This window comes from Endozoicomonas sp. GU-1, assembly GCF_027366395.1.
Taxonomy (GTDB): Bacteria; Pseudomonadota; Gammaproteobacteria; order Pseudomonadales; family Endozoicomonadaceae; genus Endozoicomonas.
Window position 1 is genome coordinate 2,371,394 of the sequence record NZ_CP114771.1, and the last position, 15,957, is coordinate 2,387,350.

Annotated in this window: 18 protein-coding genes and 1 tRNA gene; 9 read left to right on the forward strand and 10 right to left on the reverse strand. The window is 50.1% G+C overall.

The genetic code is table 11. The features are described from left to right. Positions 1-15 precede the first annotated feature (15 nt). From O3276_RS09655 to O3276_RS09670, 4 genes are all read left to right on the forward strand, one after another. Positions 16-705, forward strand: coding sequence for a nucleoside recognition domain-containing protein (locus O3276_RS09655; protein WP_269675443.1), 690 nt, complete (start codon positions 16-18; stop codon positions 703-705). A 2-nt stretch (positions 706-707) separates the two neighbouring features. Further along, entirely contained in the window at positions 708-1,175 is a 468-nt protein-coding gene (locus O3276_RS09660) for a YjiG family protein (protein ID WP_269675444.1), read from the forward strand. 101 nt (positions 1,176-1,276) lie between these two features. Further along, positions 1,277-1,552: a DUF406 family protein gene (locus O3276_RS09665; RefSeq protein ID WP_269675445.1), complete on the forward strand. Its 276-nt coding sequence runs from the start codon at positions 1,277-1,279 to the stop codon at positions 1,550-1,552. Positions 1,553-1,661: 109 nt separating this feature from the next. Further along, positions 1,662-2,270: a tRNA-uridine aminocarboxypropyltransferase gene (locus O3276_RS09670; RefSeq protein WP_269675446.1), complete on the forward strand. Its 609-nt coding sequence runs from the start codon at positions 1,662-1,664 to the stop codon at positions 2,268-2,270. Between the two features lie 4 nt (positions 2,271-2,274). Here O3276_RS09670 and O3276_RS09675 read toward each other — a convergent pair whose 3' ends face one another. Further along, positions 2,275-2,820, reverse strand: a complete 546-nt coding sequence (locus tag O3276_RS09675; RefSeq protein ID WP_269675447.1) for a thioredoxin family protein — start codon at positions 2,818-2,820, stop codon at positions 2,275-2,277. A gap of 169 nt (positions 2,821-2,989) precedes the next feature. Here O3276_RS09675 and O3276_RS09680 point away from each other — a divergent pair, with 169 nt between their 5' ends. Both O3276_RS09680 and O3276_RS09685 read left to right on the forward strand, forming a co-directional pair. Next, positions 2,990-3,592, forward strand: a complete 603-nt coding sequence (locus tag O3276_RS09680) for a TetR/AcrR family transcriptional regulator (protein ID WP_269675448.1) — start codon at positions 2,990-2,992, stop codon at positions 3,590-3,592. 333 nt (positions 3,593-3,925) lie between these two features. Continuing rightward, positions 3,926-4,936 carry a nucleoid-associated protein gene (locus O3276_RS09685; protein WP_269675449.1) on the forward strand — a complete coding sequence of 337 codons (1,011 nt, stop codon included), beginning with the start codon at positions 3,926-3,928 and terminating at the stop codon, positions 4,934-4,936. 429 nt (positions 4,937-5,365) lie between these two features. On the opposite strand, the gene O3276_RS09690 is transcribed toward O3276_RS09685, so the two are convergent. Next, positions 5,366-5,545 (reverse strand): hypothetical protein, encoded by a 180-nt coding sequence (locus O3276_RS09690; protein ID WP_269675450.1) that lies wholly within the window; start codon positions 5,543-5,545, stop codon positions 5,366-5,368. A gap of 1 nt (position 5,546) precedes the next feature. Between O3276_RS09690 and O3276_RS09695 the strand changes: the two genes are divergently transcribed. Beyond that, on the forward strand, positions 5,547-5,942 hold the full coding sequence (locus O3276_RS09695) for a hypothetical protein (RefSeq protein ID WP_269675451.1): 396 nt from the start codon (positions 5,547-5,549) through the stop codon (positions 5,940-5,942). Positions 5,943-5,982: 40 nt separating this feature from the next. Here O3276_RS09695 and O3276_RS09700 read toward each other — a convergent pair whose 3' ends face one another. Further along, positions 5,983-6,759: an SAM-dependent methyltransferase gene (locus O3276_RS09700; RefSeq protein ID WP_269675452.1), complete on the reverse strand. Its 777-nt coding sequence runs from the start codon at positions 6,757-6,759 to the stop codon at positions 5,983-5,985. 186 nt (positions 6,760-6,945) lie between these two features. On the opposite strand from O3276_RS09700, the gene O3276_RS09705 reads away from it, so the two are divergent. Then, positions 6,946-7,185, forward strand: a complete 240-nt coding sequence (locus tag O3276_RS09705; RefSeq protein ID WP_269675453.1) for a DUF3094 family protein — start codon at positions 6,946-6,948, stop codon at positions 7,183-7,185. Positions 7,186-7,423: 238 nt separating this feature from the next. Continuing rightward, positions 7,424-8,623 carry an NAD(P)/FAD-dependent oxidoreductase gene (locus O3276_RS09710; RefSeq protein ID WP_332328252.1) on the forward strand — a complete coding sequence of 400 codons (1,200 nt, stop codon included), beginning with the start codon at positions 7,424-7,426 and terminating at the stop codon, positions 8,621-8,623. 50 nt (positions 8,624-8,673) lie between these two features. Here O3276_RS09710 and O3276_RS09715 read toward each other — a convergent pair. From O3276_RS09715 to O3276_RS09745, 7 genes are all read right to left on the reverse strand, one after another. Beyond that, positions 8,674-8,749: transfer RNA gene (locus O3276_RS09715), tRNA-Lys, on the reverse strand. Between the two features lie 212 nt (positions 8,750-8,961). Further along, positions 8,962-9,291 (reverse strand): efflux RND transporter periplasmic adaptor subunit, encoded by a 330-nt coding sequence (locus O3276_RS09720; protein ID WP_269675454.1) that lies wholly within the window; start codon positions 9,289-9,291, stop codon positions 8,962-8,964. A 5-nt stretch (positions 9,292-9,296) separates the two neighbouring features. Continuing rightward, positions 9,297-10,019, reverse strand: coding sequence for an efflux RND transporter periplasmic adaptor subunit (locus O3276_RS09725; protein WP_269675455.1), 723 nt, complete (start codon positions 10,017-10,019; stop codon positions 9,297-9,299). Beyond that, the gene (locus O3276_RS09730; RefSeq protein ID WP_269675456.1) at positions 10,016-11,623 is read right to left on the reverse strand and encodes an efflux RND transporter permease subunit; all 1,608 of its coding nucleotides are present in this window, start codon (positions 11,621-11,623) and stop codon (positions 10,016-10,018) included. The genes O3276_RS09725 and O3276_RS09730 overlap by 4 nt, the downstream gene beginning before the upstream one ends. Then, complete coding sequence (locus tag O3276_RS09735) at positions 11,569-13,089, reverse strand: efflux RND transporter permease subunit (RefSeq protein ID WP_269675457.1); 1,521 nt, start codon at positions 13,087-13,089, stop codon at positions 11,569-11,571. Before O3276_RS09735 ends, O3276_RS09730 begins: the two co-directional genes overlap by 55 nt. 178 nt (positions 13,090-13,267) lie before the next feature. After that, positions 13,268-13,768, reverse strand: a complete 501-nt coding sequence (locus O3276_RS09740; protein WP_269675458.1) for a GNAT family N-acetyltransferase — start codon at positions 13,766-13,768, stop codon at positions 13,268-13,270. Positions 13,769-13,829: 61 nt separating this feature from the next. Next, on the reverse strand, positions 13,830-15,887 hold the full coding sequence (locus O3276_RS09745) for a M13 family metallopeptidase (protein WP_269675459.1): 2,058 nt from the start codon (positions 15,885-15,887) through the stop codon (positions 13,830-13,832). Positions 15,888-15,957 lie beyond the last annotated feature (70 nt).

Below are 15,957 nucleotides of genomic sequence, written 5' to 3' on the forward strand. Positions count from 1 at the left end.
TCCCAGGGGGAAACAATGAAAACTGATGACCAGGAGAAGGTCTCCATTGGAGCCTATATAACACTGGCATTTGCTGTCGTGTTCTTTTCCGGACTCCTGAAGTCTAATGAGTGGTACGGTGTCTTTGACTTCACCACCCTTAACGGCAGCTTTGGCAGGCTGATGAAAGACGCCACGGGTGGCATGGCCGCTTTCCGTGGTGTGGGTGGTAGCGGTGCAGCCGATGGTTTTTTGTTTGCCCTGGGTCTGGTACCAACGGCCATGTTCGCCCTGGGTATGATTGCCGTGCTTGAGCACTATGGCGCGCTGAAAGCTGCCCGTAAAATGCTGACACCTCTGCTTCGTCCTCTGATGGGCATTCCCGGTTCAACGGGTCTGGCCATTATCGGCAGTCTGCAGTCCACCGACGTGGGTGCGGGCCTGACCAAATCCCTGGCGGATGAAGGCGAACTGACTGACACAGAAAAAGATGTCTTTACCGCATTCCAGTTCTCCGGAGGTGCACTGATTGTCAACTTCTTCGGTTCCGGTGCGATACTGTTCACCCTGTCTGACACCACGGGCGCTGCCGTTCCCGGTTCTATTGGTCTGGCCCTGGCGGTGATGTTTATCTTTAAAATCGTCGGTGCCAACATTATGCGTTTCTACCTCAAGGCCATTGACAAGAAATCCGGCGAAAAAGCCATCACTGCGGAGGCTAACTGATCATGAGTGCTGCACCTGAAAGTAAAAAGATGATCACTGACGTCTTTGTTGAAGGCGCCCGTAAGGGTTGGGGCATTGGTATCGGGAGCATTATCCCAAATATCATGATGGCCTTCGTGATCATCAAGATTCTGTCTCTGACCGGTTTTCTGAATGTTCTGGCCACCGTGTTTGGCCCGATCATGGCGCTGTTTGGAGTACCCGGTGAAGGGGCTGCCGTACTGATGGCAGCGGTTATGTCCATGGGTGGTGCCGTTGGTGTTGCCGTTGGCCTGTTGAATGAAGGCGCTCTGCACGCCCGCGACATTGCCATTCTGGCACCTGCTATCTACCTGATGGGTTCCACCATTCAATACGCTGGCCGTATTCTTGGTGTTATCGGGACGGAGGGTCGCCGTTACCCTATCCTGTTTGGCATCTGTATCCTGAACTCCCTGATGGCCATGTTTGTCATGAATCTGCTGGTGTGAATCTTTATTCAACGCTATGATCCGGGTTCAACAATAAAAAAGCTGGGGACTTCCCCGGCTTTTTTTGTCTGGATGACTTTATATTTGTGAAGGTAGTTACCATGAATGAGAAAGATCCATTTGAAAGCCTTGCCTGTAACTGCGTAGAAGTTGGCACCATTATTAAAGAAGACGATACCGTGTTGACCATCGATCTTTCTGGCGTCAATGCTGAATCACGATTTGATGCCCTGAAAGAAGAGGCAGTAAAAATCGGTTCCGGTAACTGCAAAATCTCTGCTGAAACCATTGATGAACACGGTCAGACCGTGATTCGTGCCATGTTTGAGTTTGACTGCACCGCTGAAAAACTGATTTTTCAGATGAAAAACGCCTGATTCTCCAGCCAAAAAGACAGTCACCGGGCGAATGGTATAAACTGTTCGCTGGCTATCCACCTCGCAGTCCTTGCCAGCCCTCCCAAAAAAATAAGCCAGACATTAACTCATGCCCAGACCCCTATGCCCTCGATGCCAACGCCCGGAAACGCAGTGTTACTGTTCAGCGCTGAAAGAAGAAACCGCCTGCATGGATATAATTATTCTGCAGCATCCCCGGGAGTCCAGGCACCCATTGAATACGGCTCGCATTCTGGAACTGGGCATCGGTAATTGCCAGGTATGGGTGGGGGAAGATTTTTCCGATCATACACACCTCCAAACAACGCTGGCAGAAAAGGACTGTTATCTGCTATTTCCCGGGGCTAATGCCCACGCCAGCCAGGATATCCTGCGAACAGCGATGCCGGAAGCACTGATCATCCTGGATGGAACCTGGCGAAAGGCCAAAAAGATCTATTACCGCAACCCACAACTGCAACAACTCCCCAGTATTGAACTCACCGATCTTGCCATATCCGACTATCGCATTCGCAAAGCACCGGGAGAAGGTGCTTTATCAACGGTAGAAGCAGCGGTTACCCTGCTGCGTCAGGCCAGCCGGGATAGCCAGGCACATCAGCAGCTTCTGGACACATTCAGCCTGATGATTGACCAGCAAATCAACGCCATGGGGCAGGAGATTTTCAAGAAAAATTATCCACAGAGAAATGGTTGACCCACTATTTACGCCACTTGATGTTGCAACCGACACTGGGCTTTTGATCTTCACTGACTGGCAAGCCCTTTAGCAAAGCAGTCATGGCAGTGCGAAGATCATCTCCTGTCACCGGTTTACCATTCCCCGGCCTTGAGCCATCAAACTGCCCGCGATAAACGCACTTCAAATCTCCATCAAAAAGAAAAAAGTCTGGCGTACATTCCGCTTGATAGGCTTTAGCCACCTGTTGAGTTTCATCATAAAGATACGGAAAGCCATAGGACTTTTGGGCCATTAACTCTGGGCGATCCTGGGGGTAATCGGTCACGTCATTGGCGCTGATCGCGACAATGCCCAGATCCGTGCCATGAAACTCTTTACCCAATGCCACCAGCGCCTCGTCAATATGCACAACATAAGGACAATGGTTACAGATAAACATCACCAGAAGCCCTTTACTTCCGGCCACCTCAGCCACAGTTTTTTCGGTCCCGGAAAAAACATCCGGCAAACTGAAATCCGGAGCCTGAAAACCAAGTTCAACCATAGAAGAGGGTGTGAGCGCCATGATGTATCACCTTTGTTATTTAACCTGTTTAACCATAGTGGATATGGTGGTCCCGGATATTTCTGCAATTCAACGGAATCATGGCATAAGCCATGCCCTGGCACCACAGGGCTGTTTACAGTGGTCAAAACTCTGCTAACTTAGGGTGACAATAATCAATAGTAAGCCTATGGGAAGATCATCCTCGTTCAATCGACAACAGGTGTTAAGCGATGCCCTTGAGCTTTTCTGGTCCAGGGGGTTTTATGCCTGCTCATTGAAGCAACTGGAAGAGGTTACCGATATGCATCCGGGTAGCCTTTATTATCATTTCCAGAATAAAGAGCAATTATTTCTCTGTGCTCTTGATCACTACCTTGAATGGCAGCTGCAACCAAGAATCGATAAGTACCTGGCCTACAGCCCCACGCTATTGGATCTCCGACGCTTTTTTACCTCCGGTTATCGTCATGGTCAGGAGGCCAGCTACCGCAACTGTTGTTTCCTGGTGACCACCAGCAATGAGCTCCATCTACTGCCGTCCGATGCATCAGAACGGGTGCAGAAAGGCATCCAGATGCTGCGGACAGGCTTTATTGATTTTATTGAGAAATATACAGAACCGAAAAAAAACAGCAGCGTTACTATTGACCACGAAGTCATCGCCAGCGAGCTTCTGAACCTGTATCTGAGCATTCAGCTGATGGCCAAAGTAAACCCGAATCAGCATGCCCTGGACAAACAGGTCAGACAGAGCCTGAATAACCTCTTTACTTCCATCCCGCACCAGTAAGTAGCTGGCCATATGGAATCGAATATTTCTGGCTACTTGGGCTGGTACTATGCGAGGCACAACGGAGGGAGCATAGCCGTAGCTATGTGACCGGAGTTGTAACGAAGCACGACTGCATGGATGCAGGAGCTAGAGCAACGCAGGAGCAGTTGCCGGGAGTGCCAGCACAAGGAGTCAGAAATATATGATTTCATATGGTTAGCTACTTAACGCCTGCCATAATGAATTCAATCCATTACCCATATTCAGGCCATGCCGGGAGTCTGTCGAGCAAAACACGCAGAATCCCTGTACCATATCGAGCTATCAATTCGGACTTTCCAGCATCAAGTCATGACCATCAAACAGATTATTGTGCACAAACTGGACCTTGCCCATGGTTCAGAGCAGTTACAACCCACTCCAGCTTCCCAGAGCCTGGTCTCCTCCCCCTCTCTGGAGCTGGTACTGGATGACTTGCTGCAAACCTATAATAAAAAACCCGACAAGTGTTATGGCCAGTTCTCCGATCTGGCAGAGGACAGTTTTCCCGAACGCCTGAAGCAATATATGAATCAAAGCTCCGATGAACAGGCCGCCGGTTTTACCCAGTTCACCACAGAAACACTGACCCGCCTTGGGCAAAACCTCAGTGAGGCCGGAGCCATCAATGGTGGCTACGTGATGTTCGCAGACTATCAACAGGGCCTGACTCGTTATCTGCTGCTTTGCATGCTCAGCAGCCAGAACAGTGTCACCATTACTGATGAGCTGACCATTCAGGACACGTCCTATCTGGACACTGCTCGTATGTCCCTGGCCTGTCGCATCAACATTACCGACTGGCAGAAAAACCCGGAAGCGGGGCGCTATCTTTCCTTTCTTCGGCCAAAAGGGGGCAAGCGTCTCAGTACCGTATTCCAGGAGGTGATTGGCTGCAGTGAAACCAGCAGCAGCAAGCAAGAAGCGGACACCCTTCTCAAGGCTGTGGAGGCCTATTGCCAGGAAGAACCGGTAGAAGAAAACCGCACGATTGTGAAACGACAGGTTTATGATTACTGCCAGAACAAACTGGATGAAGGAGAAAGTCTGTCAATGCAGGAGCTGACAGGCCACCTCAGCGAAGCTGGCCCGGATGACTTTGCCCGCTTTGTCAACACCCGGGATTATGACATGAGCACCCCCATGTCCCCTGAACGCCGCAAGTTGACCCAGCTGGTACGCTATACCGGGCGAAGCAAGGGACTCAGCCTCTCTTTTGATGCCGAGCTGCTGGGCGGGCAGATTCGCTACGATGAAACCAACGATCAACTGATCATCACCGGGGTTCCTGACAAACTGAAAGCACAGCTGAAGCAGAATTAAGCAGTATCCATACCAGAACAAATTTGCTACAAATAAACACAAGGGATTGATCTGACGCCCAGGGATGGGTGCCTGCATCACACTGCACACGCTTTTATTCGCAGAGGGTATTCAGGTCTGCTTCCTACAGCGAGCATCCCGCTTGCCGATAAACACCTGATGAAAAACAACCCGGAAGCCACTATGTTTTTTCGTGCAGCTTTTCGTGCAGCTTTTCGTGCAACTTTTCGTGCAACGACGGTCATCACCTTGTCCACAATCCTGCTGGCATTCGGTGTAAAAGCGAGCGAAAAAGAACCTCCTGCCCTATCTCCTGCCACCATTATCCAGCAGCAAATAATGCTCAACGACATACTGATCAGCATTCACCGCCTGCAGCTGGATTTTCTCGATCAGGATGCCAGAAACGCGCTGCAGCTGGCACAGCAATCAGTCAACATCACCATCAATACCCTGCCAGAAAGCCTTGATGATCCTGAAGCCAATAAACTGCTGGTCACCGTCGTATCCCTTTGGCCGGTGGTCAACAAACACATTACCTGGCTGAGCACCATTCCAGCCAGTTCTGCCCCCCCCCTCTGGAACCTCATTACTGCGGGTACTGGCCAAAATGGATCGCCAGCTGTTGCTGCTGAGGCAAAAAGTCACCAATATCCTGGCTGGAGACAAGGCCAATCTGCGCTTTCTGGAGCAAGCGCTATTGATGCAATACATGACCAGAGACTACCTGAACCTGCTGGTTTCAGAACAAAATACCGAGATCACCAATACCAGCCAAATGCAACTGAAAGCACAGGCCAACCGGTTCCATCAGCGAATGACGGCTTTTAATAATGAGTTAGGTGATCATCCCCACGCCATGGTACCCGTCAAACAGGCAAACGCCGCTTGGTCGTTTATTCACAGCAGTTTTGAGCGGTTTCCGGAACGGAAGATACCCGATCTGATTGTGCGTTATGGCAAACGGATTGTTCGCAGGCTTTCTTCCGTCCAGCGCATGCTCTAAAAAAGCGCTTTTCAGCCACGGCTTATCACGTACAAAAGCATCATTCTTCATTCTCTACCATCCCGCTCTTGGGAACGATACAAGAATAGCTTTCTGACTCATGACTCCCCGGTGCCATAATCGACAGCACTTCAGTTGCCGACATCCTTTCCTGCAGAAACACCTCCGCCTCTCCCCACTCAAAAGGCACCGTGAACTGATCAGTCACCTTAAACGCCTGCTGGTGCAAAAATGGCTGCAGCGCATAGCTGACGGTGATAATCCTGATGCCAGCAGGCAACTCAGACAGGCGCTCTGCCAGCCCGGTAATGACATGATCATCAAGATTTGAGCCATACAGGTAGATAATTGATGCGCTATCCAGTGGCGACGTCAGATAGTCTTCACAGCGAACATCAATGCCATGCAACCGCATACGCTGACTGGTACGCTGCAAACGCCAGCAGAACAGTGGAATCTGCTCAATAGCGGTAACCTGACACCCCTTAACCCCCTGCAACCAGATACTGGTAAAACCACTCCCGGCACCAAGCTCAAACACATGATCGTCCGAGCTCACGCCTGATCTTTCCGCAATTAACTCCAGGCTGGTCAAGGGTGTTTCACCGTAGACATAAATGTTCTCTGCCTTGATACGGCGCTGGTAACGACGACTGACCGCGTACGGACTGTCCAGCAGATAACTGAGCTTCAACCATAACCATGGAAAAACAAACCGTGGGTTTCTGCCATAGCGCTTCAGCTCCCTGAAACTCTGTCGCCACTGATAACGCCATTGCCGGAAAGCCAGTATTAACAATTCCCTGTTAAATGCCATGCCTTTGCCTCTGACCAAAAGTGATTTCGAAAGTGCCCTGTCCTTATATTAATACCAGCCATTGCCCGGAAGGCAAAATACCCGATGCCGCCGGGCAAATTGATAAATCGGTCAAAAACCATCCCATCACCTTTCCGCCGATCTCAGAATGTACTATGTTTGGGCTGAAGAAAGGGAGTTATGACCATGAGCCAAGATACTTCAGCGCCTGTTGCCGATAAAAAGCCCATTGCCAGTTCCGCCCAACAACCCAAACGGCTGTACCCTGAAGACCAGCAGCGGGTTGATCAGTATTTAAAAGAAGGGGTTAATGAAGTCGAGCGCTCGCCATTCAAGCCTCTGCGCCTGATGGCCTGGCTAACCGTTGTTATTGTTGTGCTTGGTGTTTTAAGCCGGATTATCGGCTACCTGGTTTTACCTGACTGAGAGGATGACCTGCAACCAGAACGCAGGCAAAAAAATAGCCATGAACAGTAAATTCGGCTCTCCGGTAAAACAATAACAGCCCCTACAACAGCCATACATAATTAATAGAAAAAACTGGAATCAATGTGAAGAACAAACTCCATAGAATCGTGATCGTTGGTGGTGGAGCCGGGGGACTTGAACTGGCCACCGGCCTGGGCAGGAACTCGGCAAAAAACAGCGCGCTGAAATCATCCTGATTGATGCCAACAATACCCATTTCTGGAAACCGCTCCTGCACGAAGTGGCCGCTGGCTCCCTTAATGCCTTTGAGGATGAATTAAGCTATCTGGCACAGGCCAAATGGAACCACTTCAAATTTATTCCCGGCAAGATGGCAAGCCTGAACCGCGCTGAAAAGTCCATCGGACTCAGCCCTGTTAAGGATGCCAATGGTCACGAGGTGGTGCCTGCCCGCACCCTGGCCTACGACCAGCTGGTTATTGCCGTAGGCAGCACCGCCAACGACTTCAATACACCCGGTGCCAGAGATCACTGCCTGTTCCTGGATAACCGTCAACAGGCAGAGAAAATCCACACCACCCTGATTAACCACTATCTTCACGCCCAGGCAAGCAATAACGAAAGCACCAGGCTTCGCATTGCCATTATTGGCGCCGGTGCCACTGGCGTGGAGCTGGCCGCAGAACTCCATTTTGCCGCCATTGAACTGGCCCACTATGGACTGGATGCCATCAAGCCGGAAGACCTGGAAGTGACCATCATTGAGGGCGGAGAAAGAATCCTGCCAGCACTGCCGGTTCGAATCAGCAACAGTGTTCAAAAGCAGTTAAGCAAAATGGGGATTCGGGTGATGACCCGGCAGATGGTGAGCGAAATCAAGGCTGACGGGGTAACCACCCGTGATGGTGAGTTTATTGAATCCGACCTGAGAATCTGGGCAGCGGGGATCAAAGCACCTGAGTTTCTGTCCAATATAGACGGCTTGGAAACCAACCGGATCAATCAGCTGGTTGTTCGTTCCACCTTACAAACGACGCTGGACGATCAAATCTACGCCATGGGCGACTGCGCAAGCTGCACCCTGGCCGATAGTAAAAATGAACATATTACCATTCCTCCCCGTGCTCAAGCGGCCCATCAACAGGCATCCCTGCTAGCCAAAAGCCTGATAGCCCAAGTCAATGGTTCCACAGCGCTGGAATTCAATTACCAGGATTACGGCTCCCTGATCTCCCTGAGCCGTTTCAGTGCCGTGGGCAATCTGATGGGTGCCATTACTGGCGATATGATGATTGAGGGAACACTGGCCAAATGGTTTTACATCAGCCTGTACCGAATGCACCAGATGACACTCTTTGGCAAGCTGAGAACCGGAACATTGATTCTGAAGGACCTGATCAGCAGGACAACCCGACCACAGCTTAAACTTCACTAACAAAAAAGCCGCTGGCAAAAAGTTCACCAACGGCTATAAAAACTGGAAAATGGTGGGTCGTGTAGGATTCGAACCTACGACCAATTGGTTAAAAGCCAACTGCTCTACCGACTGAGCTAACGACCCATGTCTGCACCAGCCACAGGCTGATAGACAGAATAAAAACTCCTTGTTCACAACTGACTGCGAACCAGAGAGGCGACGATATTACCCATCCCCATAGAGCTTGTAAAGCCCAGAGGACGAAAGTATCACTCAGTAATTCCCGCAATCCGCCCCATAATAAAGTGATCTGCCATAATTGTGGAGCAGTCCACTGCACGGTAGAAATCCTGAAATCATCCAGCGTTCTTTAACTCGCCATCAACCAGCGTCACCACATCATCAGCCTTTAAACCAACGGCACCTCGTACGACCACCCGATCACCGGGATACACATCCCCACGTATCTTTACATACAGCTCACTGCCAGACAGCACTTCAATAGCCACAGGCTGCGCTTGATAAACCTCGCTTTCCCGGATGACCTTAACAACCTTATGCCCATCACCGTCCATGACCACCGCATCCCTGGGAACCCTCAATGCTTTCAGCGGTTTTTTCAGTGGTATGGCAACCTTCACCGGAGCGCCGGGAGCCCAGTTAACGTCAATCGGGCTCAGCCGCACCTCCATTAACCTGGATTTTGAATCTGCCGCCCCGCCCGGTTAATCAACTGTGACTGGTAAGTTTTTTCACCGTCGCGGATATCCAGTAAGTTTTGCTCATCCAGATAGCCTGACAGCTCAATGGGCACCTGAACCTTCACCTCAATCTGTCCGGTATTAATCAGTTGAACAAGGGGGTCACCAATAGAGACAAATTCACCAGAGGCCGACATTCGATCATTAATCACTCCGGCGAACGGCGCTCGTATCTTGGTTCTTTGCAACTGATCAAGCGCCTTCTTATGATTCACAGCAGCCAGCTGCCAATCCAGTTTGGCAATACGATAATCATGTTCCGCTGTATCCAACACACTTTTTGAAATACTTTTCTTCTTATGCAATGCCTGAAGACGCTCAAGCTCTTTATTCAAATACTCAAACTTCTCACGGGCCCTGAGCATTTCCAGCTCTTGACTGTCCACTTCCAGTGTTAGCGCTGCATCATCCACTCTGGCCAGCAGATCACCTGCTTGCAATGGTTGTCCAAAATCTGCCAGCCAGACAATACGACCACTCACTTCTGCACTGATCCTGGCACTCTCCCGGCTGATCACAGAGCCGTTCAACCAATGAACAGGGGCTGAATAATGAGTTTCCACCACAGCCGTGGTCACGGCGGTAGAACTGAAGCTAACGGGAGCAACCAGCATCAGCAGGATCAACATACCGTTCAGACGTAATAGTTTCATGCGCTTGGCTCCATTTCGGTATCAGCCACCTCTTTTTCCCCGACCCGTAACAGGCTCGGAAGCAGCACTAATGTAAAGACCGTACTGATAGTCATGCCGCCAATAATCACGGCTGCCAACCCACGATATATTTCACTGCCCGTTGCAGGACTTAATAACAGCGGCAACATGCCAAAGATACTGGTCAATGTGGTCATAAATATCGGGCGCATCCGGGTAACCAGTGCCTGCTGGACCGCCTGTTTTCTGTTCATTCCTGAACGTTCACCACTTCGAGCCTGATGAACCAATAGAATGGCATTATTCACCACCAGCCCCAGCAGAATAATAAAGCCGACCATGGTCAAAAGATCCATAGGTTGAGCAGTAATACCATTCAATAAAACCATCGCCAGCAAACCACCCACCGTGGCCAGTGGCAGCGTCAGGATGACCAGCAGCGTGTCTCTGAAGGACCTGAATAACCCCCAAAGCAGGATCATTAAAATCAACAGTGCAAAGATAAAAATATTCAGTAAGTTGTTAATCGCTTGCTTGAGGCTATCAGCATTACCGGAAATTTTTATCTGGCCTCCGTCTTTAATCCCGTCTTTAATCAATTGAGAAGCTTTCGGGACAATGGTCTGCTCGACAAAATCCAGTGTGTCTTCCAAGGTCATATCATCGGTTGGTGAAATTGACAGGGTCAGCGTCCGTCGCTGATCGACCCGGCGAATACTTTCCGGCCCCAGTCTGGACTCGACCGACAACAGCTCACCAAGAGGAACAACAAACCCGGCAGGGGTCATCAACGGCGTCATTTCCAACACCTGGGGGGAGCGGATTTCATTGCCGCGCATAATAATGTCCAAGCTCTCCTGGCCATCAAAATATTCTCCCAAATGAATGCCTTCTCCCAGACTCTGTATGATCACTGGCAGACTGCCCCGGTACCAACCCACTTCAGAAAGGCGACGATCATCCGGCAAAAGTCTTAGTTCCGGTGCAGTAAAATCCAGCCCGGGAAAAGGCCGTACATCAGCACCGGGCAACTCCTCCTGTATTAGCCCAATCACCCGCTTTGCTACGGTATAAAGCCCGGGAAGGTTATCTGACTGAAGGTCCAGGTTAACGCCATTACCATTGCCATAATTGCCAAACAAGTTGCCCTGGCGGGCAAAAGCCGTTGCATCGGGAATATCATTGACAATGTCCTGTCTGACCAACCTTTCCAGCACTTTCACCTGGCTCTGGTCTTTCGCTCGAATCCCCATGGTTGCGCCACCGGGCCACAGAATAAAATAGTAATTTTTCAATGCTGGCTCAGCAGTACCTTCCATATACGGTTTAAGCCGTTCAATCAGGAGTGGAACTACCTCCTCCTTAACCGATGAGACACTGGTTCCCGGAGAAAAATTAAACCAGACGTCGACAGCATCCCGTTTAACTTCCGGCAGATAATCCATTCGGGGCATAGCAACACGGGTTAATACGATTGGCAGCCCCATCAGCACAACAATAATCAGCCAGCGGCGACGGCTGGTTGAGGTCAGGCGAACAATCCAGTCACTTATTCCCTGCCAGATATGGCGGTAGTGGTCTTTAAATTCCTGTTGTGTAACCACCGTGCGGCAGCGGTGGGCAGCACCGTCATGGCAATCAACAGTGAAACAGCCACAGAAACCGCAATAGTCAGGGCAAGGTCAGCAAACAGCTGCCCCTCCACATCATTCAGAAGCATAACGGGAAGAAAGATGGCGATCGTCGTCAGCGTTGATGCCAGCAGTGCGCCCCATACCCTGGACGACGCCACTTCCACCGCTTTAACTGGTTCAATATTACTGTTCTCTCTCTGTCGCACGATGCTTTCCAGCATCACAATGGCCGCATCCAGTACCATACCAACAGAAAATGCCAACCCGGCCAGGGAGATAACATTTAAGGTACGGCCAGTGAAAAACAGAATACCCAGAGTAATCATCAGGCAAACAGGGATCGACATGGCAATGATCAAGGTTGCCCGCCAGCGCCGCAAAAAACACCAGAGAACGGCGATGGCCAGCAAAATCCCAAAGAGCAGGTTGGTACTGACCATATCCAGGGCGCGCTGAATAAATACCGAAGCATCAAAGGACTGAACCATCTTCACCCCTTCAGGCTCCAACACATCGTCATTCAGTTTTTTAACTGCTGACTTGATGCCCAGTAATGCATCCAGGGCATTGGCACCAGACTCTTTGAAAATCTGCATACCAATGGCCGGATTGCCATTCTGAATGCGGAGCGTTCGCTCCTTACCCCGGCTTATGGAAATATCTGCCAGATCACGAAGGTACACTGGCAAACCGTCACGCCAGGACACCACCATGTCACCCAGCTGGTCAATCTCATATTTACCCGCCAGCCGCAGTTTATATTCGCGACGCCCGATATTCAGGGTACCGCCGGAGACATCAAAACCGGTGGCTACACGAGCTGCCAGTTCAGGAATAGTGACCCCAAGCTCTGCAGCACGCCATGGGTCAAAAACAATATCCAGCTGCTGCTCACCTTCGCCACGGACAGCGACCCCTGCAACTCCGGGAATACTTTCCAGCACCGGTTTCACCCGGGAATCAATCAGCCCCTGATAGCTTTTAATGGAACGATCATTGCCCGGTAACTGCTGAAGAAAAAACCAGGTCAGGCTGTCATTGGAGCCACTATTATTGACAAACGGTCCACGGATATTGTCTGGCAGGCCAGAAACCCGATTCAGGCGATTGATCACCTCAAGCAAGGTTTCCTGCATGTCCGTGCCCAGGGCAAATTCCATATCAATGTCAACACGTCCACTGCCGGAATCACTTTCCATCATCTTCAACCCTGGCAGACCTTTAAGCGCCTGTTCCAGTGGGTCGGTGATTTCGGACTCTATCTCCTCCGGCGCCGCTGCCCTCCAGAACACCTCTACCGATAAGTGAGGACGGTCAATATCAGGAAACAACTGAATGGGCAGCTGACGTATACTCAACAGGCCAAACAGGAAAGTGAGCGCAACCGCAATAGCAATCACGGCCGGGTTGTGAATGGAGAAGCGGGTCAGGTTCATATTACTTTAGTTCTTGTTTTTATCTCAAAAAATCTACATATAAAGGTGATAGTCTTTCTGTTGTCTCCCCATACTGAGATCAACCAGCTACACGTTCAGTTCCTTCATTCGATTAACAATTCTCTAACCAGGCGAGTCATCTGCTCTTTGATTTCTGGCAAAAGTCATACAAGCTCAATTACCGTTTGTTAATCCTGCCCATATGGTAAACACCAACATACTCACCGTTTCGAAAAGCATAATCCGGTGACTCGCCTTCTATCTGAAAACCAAATTTTTTATAGAGCTTAATTGCAGGTTCATTATCCACAAACACCGTCAACTCCATTCTTCGCAAGTTCAGCCAGTTATCTGCCAGATCCACCATGGCTGCCATCAAGGCACTGCCAACACCCTGCCCTTGACTGTCATCACGAACGGCCATTCCGAGATAACCTACGTGGCGTCGTCGCGGGTTGGGAGGGTTATCCAGAAACAGATGACCAACCACTTTTGAATCTATTTCTGCCACGTATTGGTGGACACTTTCCCGATTGCTCTTCTCCAGGCGGTTTTCCCAGAGCTGCTGAGATGGTCGTGGGAGCTGCAGTGTACCGGAATAAGCCCGCTCTCCCTCGTAGAGTTTTCTGAGATGATCCGCATCGTTCATTTCTACGGATCTGATAATAATTTCAGCCATTGAGCAAACTCCTTTTTAAATGGCCTCCTGTACCTGACAGGAGGCGAAAGCACGACTGATATTACCAGATCTTTACCCGGTCTTCTGGTTTGCGGTACATACCATCACCTTCTTCCACCTCAAAGGCTTTATAGAATTCATCAAGGTTGGATAACACTCTCGCCCGATATTCACCCGGGGAATGGGGACCCACCACTAACTGCTGGCGCAAAGCCTCCTCACGGGATTTAATTCGCCAGATCTGCGACCAGCCCAAAAAGAAACGCTGCTCTCCGGTAAAACCATCAATCACTGGTGACTCTTCGCCATTAAGCGACAACTGATAGGCTTTCAAGGCAACACTCAAACCACCAAGATCGCCAATGTTCTCACCCAGGGTCAACTGGCCATTAATGCTGATATCATCGAACGGTTTAAAGGCGTTGTATTGATCCACCAGCCTGGCACCACGGGCCTTAAACTGCTCAAGGTCTTCCTCACCCCACCAGTTTCTCAGGTTGCCATCACCATCATACTTTGCGCCCTGGTCATCAAACCCATGACCCAGCTCGTGACCAATAACCGCACCAATGGATCCGTAATTCACCGCATCATCGGCGGCCAGATTAAAAAACGGTGGTTGCAGTATGGCGGCTGGAAAAACAATTTCGTTGTTCACCGGATTGTAATAGGCGTTCACGGTCTGTGGTGTCATAAACCACTCACTGCGATCCACCGGTTTACCCGCCTTCCCGGCCATCGTTGCGTACTGCCACTGACTGGAGCGCACAAGGTTGCCAACCAGGTCATCCGGCTTAATGTCCAGCGTTGAGTAATCACGCCATTGATCGGGATAACCAATCTTTGGCGTAAATTTACTCAGTTTGATCCTGGCGGCAAATTTGGTTGGCGTACTCATCCAGGGAAGATCGTCAATGGAAGCTTCAAATCCCTCAATAACGTTATCAACCAACACTGACATTCTGGCTTTTGCTTCCGGTGGAAAGTACGTTTTCACGTACTCCTTACCCAACAGTTCGCCAAGTACATCATCCGCTGCGTCAACACCCCGCTTCCAGCGTGGTGCAGGCTCCTCAATGCCTCTTAACGTTCTGCCGTAAAAATCAAAACGTACCTGGGCAAAGGGTTCACTTAAGGACGACGCATAACTGTTTAACGTATGGAATGTCAGGTAGTTTTTCCATGTCGCGATATCAGTACCACTGATAATGGACGACAGTTTTTCAAAGTAGCCCGGCTGACGCACAATGACCTGGTCAACATCAACACCGGCCTGCCGGAGATACCGGGAAAAATCAAAATCCCCCATTAATTGATTGGCATCAGCTACTGTCATTTTGTTGTAGGCTTTGATCGGATCACGTCGCTCCACGCGAGACCACTGAACTTCAGCCAGCCTTGTTTCCAGCGCCATAATCCCCGTTGCCACTTGTTCCGGCTCTGGTTGACCCGCCAAGACCAAAAGCTCGGTCATGTAATCCTGGTATTGTTGCCGGATAGCCTTATATCGCTCCCCCTCTTCCAGGTAGTAGTCCCGATCAGGAAGCCCCAACCCGGATTGACTCACATAGAGTGCATTCACTTCAGATTGTCGTGCATCATTATTGACGTACCAGCCTAATGGGGTGGTGATGCCCCTGGTCCCCAGGTCAGCCAGTAGCCCGGGCAAATCCTGATGTGTCTTTATACCAGCGATTCGGGAGAACTCAGCTGCTAAAGGCGTTACCCCAAGCTTATTGATACGCTCCTCATCCATATAGCTGGCATAAAAATCCCCCAGCTTCCGTGCATCCTCATCAGCCGCCGATTGTCTGTTTTCTGCCGCTGCTTCCAATACTTTCCGAAGGGCTTCCTGAGACTCGTCATAAAGTTTGCTGAAGGCACCATAGCGTGATTTGTCTTCCGGTATCTCTGTTTTATCAAGCCATTGACCATTCACATAACGATAGAAATCATCCTGCGGACGCACGGACGAATCCATATTGTCATACTCAATACCAGAAATCTCAGGGGCCTGAGCTACTTTCTCGTGCTTCTCAAGAGAATGATGGGAGCTAACTGCACAGCCTGTTATTAACGCGGTACCGACAACAGCAACTGTCAGGAGTTTCAACTTCATAGGCTTAACTCTTCGTTTCCTGATCCATATGGTTTAAACAATCAGTGTATAATTTCGGTTCATTTTAAAC

Bases quoted from the DNA above. Each gene is read 5' to 3' on its own strand.
- O3276_RS09655 (WP_269675443.1), top strand. From the start codon at position 16: ATGAAAACTGATGACCAGGAGAAGGTCTCCATTGGAGCCTATATAACA.
- O3276_RS09660 (WP_269675444.1), top strand. From the start codon at position 708: ATGAGTGCTGCACCTGAAAGTAAAAAGATGATCACTGACGTCTTTGTT.
- O3276_RS09665 (WP_269675445.1), top strand. From the start codon at position 1,277: ATGAATGAGAAAGATCCATTTGAAAGCCTTGCCTGTAACTGCGTAGAA.
- O3276_RS09670 (WP_269675446.1), top strand. From the start codon at position 1,662: ATGCCCAGACCCCTATGCCCTCGATGCCAACGCCCGGAAACGCAGTGT.
- O3276_RS09675 (WP_269675447.1), bottom strand. From the start codon at position 2,820: ATGGCGCTCACACCCTCTTCTATGGTTGAACTTGGTTTTCAGGCTCCG.
- O3276_RS09680 (WP_269675448.1), top strand. From the start codon at position 2,990: ATGGGAAGATCATCCTCGTTCAATCGACAACAGGTGTTAAGCGATGCC.
- O3276_RS09685 (WP_269675449.1), top strand. From the start codon at position 3,926: ATGACCATCAAACAGATTATTGTGCACAAACTGGACCTTGCCCATGGT.
- O3276_RS09695 (WP_269675451.1), top strand. From the start codon at position 5,547: ATGGATCGCCAGCTGTTGCTGCTGAGGCAAAAAGTCACCAATATCCTG.
- O3276_RS09700 (WP_269675452.1), bottom strand. From the start codon at position 6,759: ATGGCATTTAACAGGGAATTGTTAATACTGGCTTTCCGGCAATGGCGT.
- O3276_RS09705 (WP_269675453.1), top strand. From the start codon at position 6,946: ATGAGCCAAGATACTTCAGCGCCTGTTGCCGATAAAAAGCCCATTGCC.
- O3276_RS09725 (WP_269675455.1), bottom strand. From the start codon at position 10,019: ATGAAACTATTACGTCTGAACGGTATGTTGATCCTGCTGATGCTGGTT.
- O3276_RS09735 (WP_269675457.1), bottom strand. From the start codon at position 13,089: ATGAACCTGACCCGCTTCTCCATTCACAACCCGGCCGTGATTGCTATT.
- O3276_RS09740 (WP_269675458.1), bottom strand. From the start codon at position 13,768: ATGGCTGAAATTATTATCAGATCCGTAGAAATGAACGATGCGGATCAT.
- O3276_RS09745 (WP_269675459.1), bottom strand. From the start codon at position 15,887: ATGAAGTTGAAACTCCTGACAGTTGCTGTTGTCGGTACCGCGTTAATA.